The sequence below is a fragment of the Streptomyces sp. NPDC049970 genome, from assembly GCF_040660235.1.
Taxonomy (GTDB): domain Bacteria; phylum Actinomycetota; class Actinomycetes; order Streptomycetales; family Streptomycetaceae; genus Streptomyces.
In genome coordinates this window covers 315622-328299 of sequence record NZ_JBFALP010000006.1, presented here as the reverse complement: position 1 = coordinate 328299, position 12678 = coordinate 315622, and the positions used below count along the sequence as shown (strand labels likewise).

The 12678-nt window shown below is 72.5% G+C and carries 11 protein-coding genes; 9 read left to right on the top strand and 2 right to left on the bottom strand.

The genetic code is table 11. The features are described 5' to 3' along the window. Positions 1-157 precede the first annotated feature (157 nt). A complete protein-coding gene (locus AB0I83_RS14940; protein WP_356529656.1) occupies positions 158-802 on the bottom strand; it encodes a dihydrofolate reductase family protein in 645 nt (214 codons plus the stop codon). A gap of 453 nt (positions 803-1255) precedes the next feature. Here AB0I83_RS14940 and AB0I83_RS14935 point away from each other — a divergent pair, with 453 nt between their 5' ends. The 7 genes from AB0I83_RS14935 to AB0I83_RS14905 all read left to right on the top strand — a co-directional run bounded on the left by AB0I83_RS14935 (position 1256) and on the right by AB0I83_RS14905 (position 10585). Next, complete coding sequence (locus AB0I83_RS14935) at positions 1256-2794, top strand: glycoside hydrolase family 43 protein (protein WP_363304850.1); 1539 nt, start codon at positions 1256-1258, stop codon at positions 2792-2794. Positions 2795-2987: 193 nt separating this feature from the next. Then, a complete protein-coding gene (locus AB0I83_RS14930) occupies positions 2988-3827 on the top strand; it encodes a maleylpyruvate isomerase family mycothiol-dependent enzyme (protein ID WP_356529658.1) in 840 nt (279 codons plus the stop codon). Positions 3828-4065: 238 nt separating this feature from the next. Beyond that, complete coding sequence (locus AB0I83_RS14925; RefSeq protein WP_363304878.1) at positions 4066-5049, top strand: Lrp/AsnC family transcriptional regulator; 984 nt, start codon at positions 4066-4068, stop codon at positions 5047-5049. Positions 5050-5284: 235 nt separating this feature from the next. Beyond that, the gene (locus AB0I83_RS14920; protein WP_356529660.1) at positions 5285-6220 is read left to right on the top strand and encodes a polysaccharide deacetylase; all 936 of its coding nucleotides are present in this window, start codon (positions 5285-5287) and stop codon (positions 6218-6220) included. Then, on the top strand, positions 6217-7524 hold the full coding sequence (locus tag AB0I83_RS14915; protein ID WP_356529661.1) for an MFS transporter: 1308 nt from the start codon (positions 6217-6219) through the stop codon (positions 7522-7524). Before AB0I83_RS14920 ends, AB0I83_RS14915 begins: the two co-directional genes overlap by 4 nt. After that, entirely contained in the window at positions 7524-8375 is an 852-nt protein-coding gene (locus tag AB0I83_RS14910; protein ID WP_363304849.1) for a glucose 1-dehydrogenase, read from the top strand. Before AB0I83_RS14915 ends, AB0I83_RS14910 begins: the two co-directional genes overlap by 1 nt. Next, positions 8372-10585, top strand: coding sequence for a 2-dehydropantoate 2-reductase (locus tag AB0I83_RS14905; protein WP_363304848.1), 2214 nt, complete (start codon positions 8372-8374; stop codon positions 10583-10585). The genes AB0I83_RS14910 and AB0I83_RS14905 overlap by 4 nt, the downstream gene beginning before the upstream one ends. Before the next feature lie 66 nt (positions 10586-10651). Here the strand turns inward: AB0I83_RS14905 and AB0I83_RS14900 are convergent, their stop codons facing one another. Further along, complete coding sequence (locus tag AB0I83_RS14900) at positions 10652-11404, bottom strand: MerR family transcriptional regulator (RefSeq protein WP_363304847.1); 753 nt, start codon at positions 11402-11404, stop codon at positions 10652-10654. An 88-nt stretch (positions 11405-11492) separates the two neighbouring features. Between AB0I83_RS14900 and AB0I83_RS14895 the strand changes: the two genes are divergently transcribed. Further along, entirely contained in the window at positions 11493-12107 is a 615-nt protein-coding gene (locus AB0I83_RS14895; RefSeq protein ID WP_363304846.1) for a putative immunity protein, read from the top strand. Beyond that, complete coding sequence (locus AB0I83_RS14890; protein ID WP_356839399.1) at positions 12104-12619, top strand: putative immunity protein; 516 nt, start codon at positions 12104-12106, stop codon at positions 12617-12619. Before AB0I83_RS14895 ends, AB0I83_RS14890 begins: the two co-directional genes overlap by 4 nt. Positions 12620-12678 lie beyond the last annotated feature (59 nt).

Sequence of the window (12678 nt, the reverse complement as noted above, 5' to 3'; positions counted from 1 at the left end):
CGGGCCTCGGAACGAGGGCGCGCGAATCGCCTTGCGCGGGACGATCCGAGGGGACCGCCACCGTCGGCCGTCGGCCCGGGGCACGACTCGACGGCCCCGCCTCAGGGGCGGTGCCGGGAGCCGAGACAGCCAGGCACGTACCGGCACTGAGGGCTCGTCACTTCCTCCAGAACAGGTGGTGTGCCACCCCGCTCGGGCTGGGAACGACCTCCAGGTGGAACCGGTCGAGCAGCTCATCGGGAGACTCCCAGAGCCGTACCCCGGACCCGAGCTTCATCGGCGAGACCGCCACGTGCATGGTGTCGACGAGGTCGGCGTCGAGGAACTGCCGGATGGTGGTGGCTCCGCCGCCGAGCCGGACGTCCTTGCCCTGCGCCGCCTCGCGGGCCTGTTCGAGGATCCCGGCAGGGTCACCGTCGACGAAGTGGAAGGTGGTGTCGGAGAGGGTGAGCGAAGGACGCTCGTGGTGGGTCAGGACGAACACCGGGGTGTGGAAGGGGGGCTCGTCACCCCACCAGCCCTGCCACTCATGGTCCTGCCAGGGCCCGCGTTGGGGACCGAACTTGTTGCGGCCCATGATCTCGGCGCCGATGTTGCGCGCGTAGTCCCGCGTGAGGTAGTCGTCCAGGCCCCGGCTCCCTCCGGGGTCGGTGCGCATGGGCCAACTCGCCGTGGCGCCGGCCCAGGCGAACAGTCTCTCGGGCTCGACGTGACCGAATGGCCTTTCGAGGGTCTGGTCCTCACCGGCCCCGATCCCGTCGCTCGAGACGTTGAAGTTCTGGACCCTCAGTAGTTGAGCCACCTGTTCCTCCTGTGTTGTCGACGACGATCGTGAGACCTGTGGGGCCGGGGAAACTCATCGCTGCGTCCGTGACGACTCGGAAGAGGACGCCGCGCCCGCAGGCCAGGGGCTGTGGGGGGGCTTCGGCGGAAGTCGAGCGGTCCGCAGGGCTTTGTCGAAGCGTTTCGACGCACCGTCGTCCCTCCGGGCTGCGCGACTTCCGGGGTACTTTGCGGCAGCCTAGGGCCTCGCGAGCGTTTTTCCCGTACCTGTCCGGACCATTGACACCCTGTGGTCCGGGTGCCATCGTCGAAACGCTTCAACGATCATGGCCGTGGGGCCGTTTCCCGCCGGGTGCGGTCGCCGTCGGCCGTGCCCGCCGTTGCCCGCACAGGCAGGCATCGGACGCCTGCCCCGTCGCGACGCGGGGGCCCCGGGCCGGACCCCGCAGCCCGAATCCCGTGAGGACGGACCATGGTGCTCTTCGACAATCCCGTGATACCCGGCTTCAGTCCGGACCCGAGCATCTGCCGCGTGGGCGAGGACTACTACGTGGCGACGTCCAGCTTCGAGTACGTGCCCGGGGTGCCGCTGTGGCACAGCCGTGACCTCGTGCACTGGCGGCTGGTCGGGCACGCCCTGGACCGTCCGTCGCAGGCGGACCTGCCGGACGGCACCCCGTCCTCGTGCGGCGTGTACGCCCCCACGCTCCGGTACCACGACGGAAGGTTCTGGATGATCACGACCGTCGTCGCCGGCGCGGGCACCGTCCTGGTGACCGCAGAGGACGTGGCAGGCCCGTGGTCGGATCCGGTGCCGGTCGGCATCCCCGGCATCGACCCCGATCTGGCGTGGGACGAGGAAGGGCGCTGCTGGTGCGTGTTCTCGCACGACGGGATCCGCGCGGTGCGCATCGATCCGGAGGCCGGCGAACTGCTGGGCGAGCCGGTTGCGGTGTGGTCGGGGACCGGGCTCCAGTACCCGGAGGGGCCGCACCTGTACCGCATCGGCGACTGGTGGTACCTGCTGCTGTCGGAGGGCGGGACGGAGCGCGGGCACGCGATGTCGGTGGCACGTTCCCGCACGCCGACCGGGCCGTTCGAACCGCATCCGGACAATCCCGTGCTGACCCATCGCAGCACCGGCCACCCGGTCCAGAACACCGGCCACGGCGACCTGGTGGAGGCCCACGACGGCACCTGGTGGATGGTGCTGCTGGGAACCCGGCCGCGCGGTGACACCCCGAAGTTCCACGGACTGGGCCGCGAGACGTTCCTGGTGCCGGTGCGCTGGGAGGACGGGTGGCCGCTGCCCGGGCCGCTCGAACTGCGTTCCCTGGCGCCCGCGTTGACCCCGCACCCCTGGCCCGACGAGCCGCACCGCGACGATTTCGACTCTCCGGAACTCGCCCCCTGCTGGGTGTCCCTGAGGCGGCTCGACCCGTCGGCGGCCCGTCTCGCCGAGCGCCCGGGGCACCTGGTGCTGCACGCTCGGGCCGACGCCCTCGACAGGCAGGGCGCGCTCTTCGTGGGACGGCGTCAGCGTGATCCCGACTGCAGTGCGCGGGCGCGGACCGAAGTCGGTGAAGGGGGGATCGGCGGACTCGCGGTACGGCTCGACGAGGCGCACCACTACCAGGTCGAGACGGACGGCCGCACGGTGCGGGCGGTGGCCAGGATCGGCCCGCTGCGCCAGACCGTCGCCGAACGGCAGGTCGCCTCGGGCCCGTTGACGCTGCGGGTCGACGTCACGACGGCCCACGTCCTCCCGCCGACGGTCACGGCCCGGGGTGAGGACGGGGAGGGCGCGGCGACGCAGGGGCTGCGCGTCGGTGGTCCCGACACCCTCCGCCTCGGATACGAGACCGAAGGCGGCGACTTCGAGATACTCGCCGAGCTCGACGGCCGCTACCTCACCACCGAGGTCGCCGGCGGCTTCACCGGACGCGTCATCGGCATGTACGCGACCCGGAACGCCGTCGCGTTCGACTGGTTCGAACTGCGGCCGGCCTGACGGGTGGGCCCGTCGCGCCCAGGGCCCGCCGGGTGGCGCCCGGCGCGCCGTCGGCGCCCGAGCGCGGCGGGTCCGAACCGTGAGGGCCCGGCCCTTGCCGGGAAGCCGTACGGACTGCTCTTGTGTACTCGCAGGTAACGGGCGCGGGCGGCGGGCTCGGCCGGTGTACGGCGTTCACGGGAGCGGTGGCGGAATGGGCTCAGCGGCAGATCAGGGGCAGGACGTCCGGGGCACGCGTCCCGAACGCCTCCCCGAGGGGCTGGCCGACGCGATACGTGCGACGGCCGAGGAGATAGCGGAACTGCTGCGTCGGGCCCCCGACACCGGAGCTCCCGTCCCTGGTCTGGTGTGGACGGTGGGGGAACTGGCCGCGCACCTCGCACAGGCCAACGAGCTGATGGCGGAGATCGCGGCAGGACGGTCCCACCGTCACGGCGACGGCACCCCGCAGGGCATCGCCGCAGCCAACGAACAGGCCCTCGCCGCGTTCGGCGAGCGGGCGGCGGAACCGCTGGCCGCGATGATCGTGGCACAGGCCGACGCGTACCTGGACGCAGCGGCCCGGCGCCCCGGGGACGAGACGCTGCTGACGCCCATGGGTCCGATGAGCCGGGTGGTCCTCGGCTCGTACCTCCTGACACACATGCTCGGCCACGGCTACGACCTGGCCCGCGCGCTGAGGCGCCCGCACATGGTCGACCGGGCCCGGGTCGCGCTGGCGCTGCCGTTCATGGTCGAGGCCATGCCACGCGTGACCGACGCCGCGGCCACGGCGGGGCTGAACGTCCGCTACGCGGTCCGGCTGCGGGGCGGTGGTCGATTCGGGGTGACGTTCGCCGACGGTACGGCCACCGTGGGCCACGAGCTCCCGGACCGCCCGGACTGCACGATCTCCATCGAACCGGTCACGTTCCTGCTCATGGCACTGGGCCGTTGCTCACCCGTCGGCGCCATGGCCAGGGGCCGGGTGTTCGCGTGGGGCCGCAAACCGTGGACCGGGCCGCGGTTCCCGGGGTACTTCAGGGCTCCGTGAGAAGGCGCCGGCCCCGCGGCCCCGGACCGGCCAGGGAGAATCACGCACCTTCGCGGGGCGATCCTGCACGGAGCGGCACCCCCGGCCGACCGGGGCCGATCTGCTGTATTTCCCTCCCTGAAACACGCCTGACGCCGGAGACGGGCGCTGTCGCACGTGTTCACGCAGGATTCCACCGTTGACGGGGTTCCGGGCGGTGATTAACGTCCCTGCCATGTCACCCCGAGCCCACGCAGGCATGATCGACGAACTGGACCGCCTTGTCATCGCCGCGCTCCAGCTCAACGGCCGTGCCTCGTGGAACTCGGTCTCCCGGTGGGTGGGCGTCAGCGAGACCACCGCGCAGCGGCGCTACCAGGCGCTGCGCGAGCGGAAGCTTGTCCATGTGGTCGGTGCGCTGGAGCTGGACCGCACCGAGAGCGGTTCGTCCATGCTGGTGCGCGTTCACGCCAGGCCGGGCAAGGGGCTCGAACTCGCCGAGCTGCTGGCCGCGTGCCCGGAGACCCGCTTCCTCGCCGTCGTCACCGGCACGGCCGACCTGATCGTCGACTTCGTCGCCCAGGACAACGAACAGCTGATGAGGCTGCTCTTCACCGACCTGCCCGGCGCGCACCTGATCACCGGCACCGAGTGCGTCGCCGTCATCCGCAACTTCACCTCGGCGGCCATGTGGGACACCGGCCTGCTGCCGCCGGAGGCCGTCGAGGACCTGCGGCCCGCCACGCTCGCCCCACCCTGCGACCGTGACGACTGGGACCAGGCGCCACAAGCGCTGTCCGGTCTCGAACAGGCCGTGGCCGACGGTCTCGCCGAGGACGGCCGGCTGCCGGTCAGTACGCTGGCCCGCCGGCTGGAGCGCAGCGAGTCCAGCGTCTCGCGGGCCATGGACCGGCTGGTGGAGCGCGGAGTCCTGCACTTCCGGACCCTCGTCGACCCGGCACTCCTCGGGTACCAGGCGGAGTTCATGGTGTGGCTGTCCGTCGAGCCGGACCGGCTCGACGCGGCGGGACGACAGCTCGCACGCCATCCGGGCACCAAGTTCCTCGCCGCGGCCACCGGCAGGTTCAACCTGGTCGGCCACATGGTCCTGCCCCGCCGGACCGACCTGTTCCGCTACACCGGTGAGGTCATCGGTGCCCTGCCGGGACTGAACGCCTCCGACGTCACGGTGCACCTGGCCACCGTCAAGGGTGCCTGGACCCGGCTGGACCAGTCCGGCTGAGCCCCGGCCGGGCGAGCCGCCGCACGGACACCCCGTCGTGCAGCGGACCGGACCTCTCCCCGTAGTCGTACATCTGAACATCCCTAGCCACGTACACCCGCGCGACCGGTACCTCCGGCACGTGCCGCCCGGCCGTGCCCGTAGCCGGCGCCCGCCTTTACGCGGTGGCGGGCCCGTGACCTGGACGGAGCCCCGAGCCCGCGCCCCCCGACCCCGAGCCATACCGGAGACCACCATGCCGACGAACGAGCAGGACCCCGTGACGCAGAGCTGGCGGTGGCCCGAAAGCGAATGGCGGCGACACGTCGAGGCCGTCCGAGCAGGACGCCCGCTGCTGCCGGAGCGCTGGCCTGACGGCGCCCGGGTCGCGGTCGCCCTCTCCTTCGACCCGGACCACGAGACGATCCCCCTGCGCGACGGCCTGACCAGCCCCGGGCTGCTCGCCCAGGGGGAGTACGGGGCTCGGGTCGGCGCACCGAGGGTCCTGGACCTGCTCGCCCGCTTCGGGATCCCGGCGACGTTCTTCATGCCGGCCGTCTCCGCGCTGCTCCACCCCGACGAGGCCCGCGCCTACACGCGCGACGGCCACGAGATCGCGGTCCACGGCTGGATCCACGAGCGCAACACCCTGCTCGGAGCCGAGGACGAGAAGGAACTCGTGACGCGGGCCCTCGACACGCTGACCGATCTCACGGGACAGCGCCCGACCGGTATCCGCACACCGTCCTGGGACTTCTCGGACTCGACCCTGCGGACCATCCTCGATCTCGGCTTCGACTACGACTCGTCGCTCATGGCGGACGACGAGCCCTACGAGATCCTGGCCGCCGGCCGGCCCACCGGCCTGGTCGAGATCCCCGTCGACTGGATCCGCGACGACGCCCCGTACTTCACCATGGACCGCTACGGCGCGGTCCGCCCCCACAGCCGCCCCCGCGACGTGCTGGAGATCTGGACCGACGAGTTCGACGCCGCCTACCGCGCGGGCGGCGTCTTCCAGCTCACCCTCCACCCGCACGTCATCGGCCACCGCTCACGGCTGGTCGTCCTGCGCGAACTGCTGGACCACATCGGCGCGCACCAAGGCGTCTGGTACGCGACCCACGCGGAACTGGCCCAGGCCGTCCGCACCGCGACTCCTCCCCACGAGATCCCGGAGCACACGTCATGAGCACCGAGTCCCCCGCGGCCCCGGCCGCGAACACCAAGCACAAACTGAGCGGCAAGCAGCGCAAGGCCATCGTCGCCGGCACGATCGGCAACACCGTGGAATGGGTCGACTGGGCCCTCTACTCCATCTTCGCCAAGATCATCGCCGACGAGTTCTTCCCCTCCGGCAACGGCGCGGTCGCCCTGCTGTCCACCCTCGCCGTCTTCGCCGTCGGCTTCGTCATGCGGCCCGTCGGCGCGGCCGTGCTCGGTGTGTACGCCGACCGGCACGGCCGGAAGAAGGGCATGACCCTGACGGTCGGACTGATGGCGGGCGCCGCGTTCGTCATCGCCCTGACCCCGAGCTACCAGTCCATCGGGGTGTTCTCCCCGCTGGTGCTGCTGGTGGCCCGGCTGGTCCAGGGATTCTCGGCCGGGGGCGAGTTCGGATCCTCCTCGGCGTTCCTCGTGGAGTCCGCCGCCGTCGGACGCCGCGCCTTCGCCGGGTCGTGGCAGCAGGTGTCGGTCGCGGGCGGGGTGCTGATCGCCTCACTGCTGGGAACCGTCACCACCTCCGCCCTCAGCGACGATGCCCTGCACGCGTGGGGATGGCGCCTGGCCTTCGTCGTCGGCGGGCTGCTCGGGCTGGTCGGCCTGTGGCTGCGGGTCTCGGTTGAGGACACCGAGTCCTTCACCCAGGCTCACGGAGAGGGCCGTACGCGCTCCAACCCGCTCAAGGCGATGCTCGTCGAGCACCCCGGGGCCGCGCTGCGCGTCGCGGGGATCACCGTCGCGGGCACGCTGACGTACTACATCTGGGTCAACTACCTCCCGACGTACGCCAATCTCACCACCGGTATCCCGCTGAGCAGCGCGCTGCTGTCCCAGACGCTCTGCCTGATCGTCTTCGTCGTCCTGCTCCCCTTCGTCGGCCTGCTCTCCGACCGGCTCGGCCGCAAGCCGACCATGGCCGCCTTCGCGGGCGGATTCGCCCTGCTGGCCTGGCCGTTGCTGCATCTGCTGGGTGACAGCTTCCTCAGCCTCTTCCTGGTGCAGCTGATCGGGATGCTGCTGATCCTCGGCTACTCCGCGAACTGCGCGGTCATCATGGCCGAACAGTTCCCCGCGGAGATCCGGGCCACCGGGATCGCGCTGCCGTACGCGCTGGCCGTCGCCCTCTTCGGCGGCACCGCTCCCTACCTCACCACCTGGATGCACGAGAGCGGTCACAGCGACCTGTTGTGGCTCTACGTCGCCGGGGCGTCGCTGATCTCGTTCCTCGTCTACGTGACGATGCCGGAGACCAAGAACAAGGAGTTCCACTGATGCGCCACGTCCTCGTCACGGGTGCGGCCGGGGGAATCGGCCGGGCGATCGCGGAGGTGTTCGCCGCAGAAGGCGCAGCCCTCACCCTCGCCGACCGCGACCGGGAGGCTCTCGATCCCGTCGCCGCACAGCTCGGCGCTACCGCCTCCGACGTCGGCGCGCTCACCGTCGACCTGACCCGTCCGGAGGCCCCGGCCGACCTCGTCCACCAGGCCTGGGCGGCGCGCGGACCGGTCGACGTCCTGGTCAACGCGGCCGGCGTCTACCCCTCCCTCGACATGGCCGACGTGTCCGCAGCGGACTGGGACCGGCTCTTCGCCGTCAACCTGCGGGCTCCCGTACTGGCCACCGCCGCCTTCTCCCGGCTGGCCGTCGAGCACGGCCTGCCCGGCGCGGTGGTCAACATCTCCTCCGGCTCGGCGCTCCGGGCCCGGCCCGGTGGCGGCCCCTACGCCAGTTCCAAGGCCGCGCTGGAGATGGCCACCCGGGCGGCAGCCCTCGAACTGGGCCCCCACGGCATCCGGGTCAACGCCGTCAGCCCCGGGTTCGTCCCGGTCGACAGCGCCTGCAACCCCGTCTCCGAGCAGTACGCCGCCGCGATCGGCTCCAACCCGCTCGGCAGGGCCGGGACTCCCCAGGACATCGCCCGCGCCGTGCACTGGATCGCCGGCCCGTACGCCTCCTGGATCACCGGCGAGATCCTGCGGGTCGACGGGGGATCGAGCACCGGCGCACTTCATCTGCCCCGGATCTGGCCACCGGAGGGTTCGAGGCCGGCCGGCGCCCCGCACCACTCCACAGCCGTACCCGCATCACCGCCGAGGGCGGCCACGAAGGGACACCCCGCATGAGCAGCGACAGCTACACCGTGGTCGGAGCCGGAGCCATCGGCGGGACCCTCGCCTTCAGCCTGGCCCGGGCTGGTCACCGGGTCCAGCTCATCGACACGGACGCGGCGCACGTGCGGGCGATCCGCGAGCAGGGGCTGACCGTGGCCCGTGGCGGGCAGCGGGAGAGCGTGCCCGTCGAAGCGGCGACACCCGACGCGTACGACGGCACCGTCCACCGCGTGCTGCTGGCCGTCAAGGCACAGGCCACGGAGGCCGCTCTCGACTGGATCGCCCCGAGGCTCGCTCCGGACGGCTGGGTCGTCTCGTTCCAGAACGGCTTCAACGAGGAGCTGATAGAGAACCGGATCGGTCCGGAACGCACCGTCGCCGCCTTCGTCAACATCTTCGCCGACGTCATCGAGCCCGGGGTGATCCTCGACGGGGGCGCTGGGGCCCTGGTGGTCGGTGAGTGCCGGGGTGCGGCCGTCTCCGAGCGGGTCGGCGCACTCGTCGCCGACCTGCGGAGCTGGGGGCCGGCGGTGGCCAGCGACAACGTCGAGGGCTATCTCTGGGCCAAGGCGGGCTTCGGCGCCATGCTGGCGGCCACCGCACTGGCGGACGCGCCGATGGCCGAGCTGATCGACCGTCATCCGTCGGCCATGCACGCGGTGGCCGGCGAGGTCTTCGACGTGGCCGACGCGCTGGGGGTGGAGCTGGAGGCCTTCGACGCCTTCGAGCCCGGTGCGTTCCGGCGGGGCACCGACCCCGCCGTACGCCGCGCCGCCACCGGGCGCCTCACCGCCTGGCTCGCCACCCAGTCCAAGGACCGCAGCGGCATATGGCGCGACCTGGCGGTACGCCGTCGGCCGGTCGAGGTGACCACGCACTACGCGGAGGTCTTCGCCCAGGCCGAGCGGCACGGGGTGGCCACCCCGGTCCTGCGCTCCGTCATCGACGGCCTGCGGGAACTGGAGCGCGATCCGGACCTGATGGCGGAGTCGAGGCTGGACGCCCTCGACGACCTGGCAGGCCCTCCGGCCCTCGTCCCACTCACGGGCGGGTACGCCGGCAGCCCAGACCGGGAGAGGGCCACCGCGCTGGGGGAGTGGCTGGACGCGCACCGGGAGGAGATGGTCGACGACCTGGCCGCGTACACGTCGCAGGGCAGTGCCAGCGACGACCGGGAGGCGCTCGCCGCCTGCCTGACGTGGCTGCGCGGCTGGCTCGACGGCGCCCTGGGCACCCCGCAGGCGGAAGAGGTCCTGGAACGCGAGCGGACGGGAGACATCCTGATCCGCCGCTACCCGGGCGCCGGGGACCGGCCGGTGCTCCTACTGGGCCACTACGACACGGTCTGGCCCACCGGCACCCTGGACCGGTGGCCGTTCCGGCGGGACGGCGACCGGATCACCGGCCCGGGCGTCTTCGACATGAAGGCCGGACTGGTGCAGGCGGTGTGGGCCCTGCGGGCGCTGGACGCGCTCGGTCTGCCGCGTCCGGCCTGCACCCTCATGCTGAACGGCGACGAGGAGACCGGAAGCCTCACCTCCAGCGAGGACATCGTCGCCGAGGCCCGGAACAGCCGCGCCGCCCTGGTCTTCGAGGCCGCGGCCGACGGGGCCGTCAAGACAGCGCGTAAGGGGGTCGGCCTGTTCACCGTCACCGTCACCGGCCGGGAGGCACACGCGGGCCTCGACCCGCAGGCCGGTGCCAGCGCGGTCGACGAACTCGCCCACCAGATCGTGCGGCTGGCAGACCTGCGTGACCTCGGAGCCGGCACCTCGCTCAACGTGGGTGTGATCGAGGGCGGCACCCGCAGCAACGTGACGGCGGGCCTGGCGGTCGCCCGGCTCGACGTCCGGGTGGCCACCGCAGCCGAACAGGACCGCATCGGCGCGGCGCTGGCCGGGCTACGACCGGTGGACGGGCGTACGTCGGTGGAGGTGACGGGCGGCTGGAACCGTCCCGTCTTCGAACGCACTCCCGCCGTGGCCGAGTTGGCGGAGCTGGCCCGGTCATGTGCGGCGGAGCTCGGCTGCGACCTGCGCGAGGCGGCGGTCGGCGGCGCCAGCGACGGCAACTTCGTCGTGGCGGCGGGAGTCCCGGTGCTGGACGGCATCGGCGCGGTCGGCTCCGGAGCCCACGCCCGCTCGGAGAACACCTCGGTGGCCGGCATGGTGGAGCGCGCGGCACTGACGGCGATGGTCCTCACCACGCTGTCCGACGGCTGACCTGCGACCGCCGACGGCTGATGTCGACCGGCACGGGGAGGCCCACCTGCGTCTCCGCCGTCGGCGTCACCGGAGACGCCGGTCGGCTCCGGGTTCCGCGTCCGAGCCGCTTCCCGCCGGTCCGTCCAGGGCGTGGAGGTAGGCGGAGAGCCGACCGGCGGCGTACAGCTGGGCCACTCCGCGCGACGTGAGGTCGCGCCGCCATGGTTCCAGGGTCCCGGCCAGCACGTCCAGGCTGCCGGCGTCGCGGAGCTCTCCGAGCACGGTGGCGACGGCGGCCAGGGGCCGGCCTCCCCGCCGCAGCAGGTGCGCCAGCTCGGCGTCGCGCACGTCCCGCGCGAGGTACTGGCGGTGCCCGGTGCGCGGGTCACGTCGCGGGGTGAGGACTCCGGCGCGTTCCCAGGCGCGCAGAGTGGCCGGGCCCAGCGCGAGGTGGCGGGCGAGTTCACCGACGCTGTAATGCCTTCGAGTGCCGGCCACAGCGGAGCCCGGGGCGTGGGAACCGAGTTGCGAGAGCGCGGCTTCGACGGCCCGCAGTGTGTCGCGGTCGCGCGCCAGGAGCGAGTGCCCGTGGTCGACGTGCTCCAGAGCTTCGTCCAGCCGGCCGCCGGTGACGGCCCGCATGATGTGCCGGCTCGCCGAGTAGCCGAAGGCAGGGACGAGCGCCAGGTAGGCCGCGAGGCCGGCGGCATGAGCGGCGGTGTAGTCCCGGTAGCCCGTCCGGCCGCGCCGGGCGGGCGGGATGATGCCGGCGTCCTCGTAGTTGCGGACCGCCTGTGTGGAGAGACCGTGGCGACGGGCCAGGTCCACGGGCCGCATATGACCTCCGATCGAGGGTTCGGACGCAGAGGGGGCGAGAACTCGTCGCCAAGTCTCCACCGTGCGTTCAAGGATACGATTCAGGGGCATGACACAGAGCACGCACACCGCGTCCGGAGACTTCGACCTGACGACGGACGAGCTGCGCATCGTGGCGCGTTACGTCGTTCGGCACGCGGAGGACGTCCTGCCGGTCTTCGAGCAGACCGTTCCCGATGATCCGCGCCCCCGCGCTGCGATCGACGCGGCCTGGGCGTTCGTCAACGGTGCCGACAGGACGAGACTGCAGCGGGTCACTTCCGTCGACGCCCATCGGGCCGCCCGGTCCGCGCCGTCCGAAGCCGCGCGACTGGCCGCGCGATCCGCCGGTGACGCCGCATCGGCCGCGTACCTGCACCCCATCGCCCAGGCCGGCCAGGTAGGCCACATCCTGCGGGCCTGCGCGAGTGCGGCGCGTGTCGGTGAGATGGAGGCGGGCGGTGACACCGCGATCGGGGATGCCCTGCTGGAACGGTCACGGCAGCGTGCGACACCGCTGCTCGTCGACGTGCTGTGCCGCTACCCGCCCGCGGCGGTCGGAGGCAGTCGCGTCGCCCAGCTGATGGGCACGCTGGACCGTTCGCTCCGCCAAGCGGCCGACCGGCGGCCAGGGCACACCCCGGCGAGCGGCGCCGACGCGCGAACGAGGAGGCGCACGCCGTGATCCTCCCGAAGGTCCGCGACCCCCGGTTCACGACGATCCGCCGTGGTGGCACCCTCATCGACGCGGATCACCGTCACCTCGCGCTGTGGGCCGCAGCCTGTGCGGAGCACGTCCTGGGCCTCTTCGAGTCGGCCCGGCCGGGGGACCCGCGACCGCGCGAGGCCATCGAGCACGCCCGGGCCTGGGCACGCGGCGAGGTCAGGATGACGCAGGCCAGAGCGGCGGGCGGTCATGCGATGGGGGCGGCCAGAGACCTGCGCGGGGCGGCACGCCATGCCGCGTACGCCGCCGGCCAGGCCGGGGCGGTCGCCCACGTCGCCGCGCACGAACTGGGCGCGGCCGCCTACGCGATCAAGGCCGCACGTGCTGCGGCACCGGAAGGCGGGAGCGAGACCGTGGGACGACTCGAGTGCCGGTGGCAGCGCGATCAGCTCCCTGACGCGATCCGCGAGCTCGTCCTCGACGACCAGCGGCTGCGCAACGACATCTGCTGGTCGGTGTTCGACTGCTGAGACAGAACCGCGCGGCCGCACACCGTAGGACCCTCGGGGATCACCGGGACGCAGCAGCC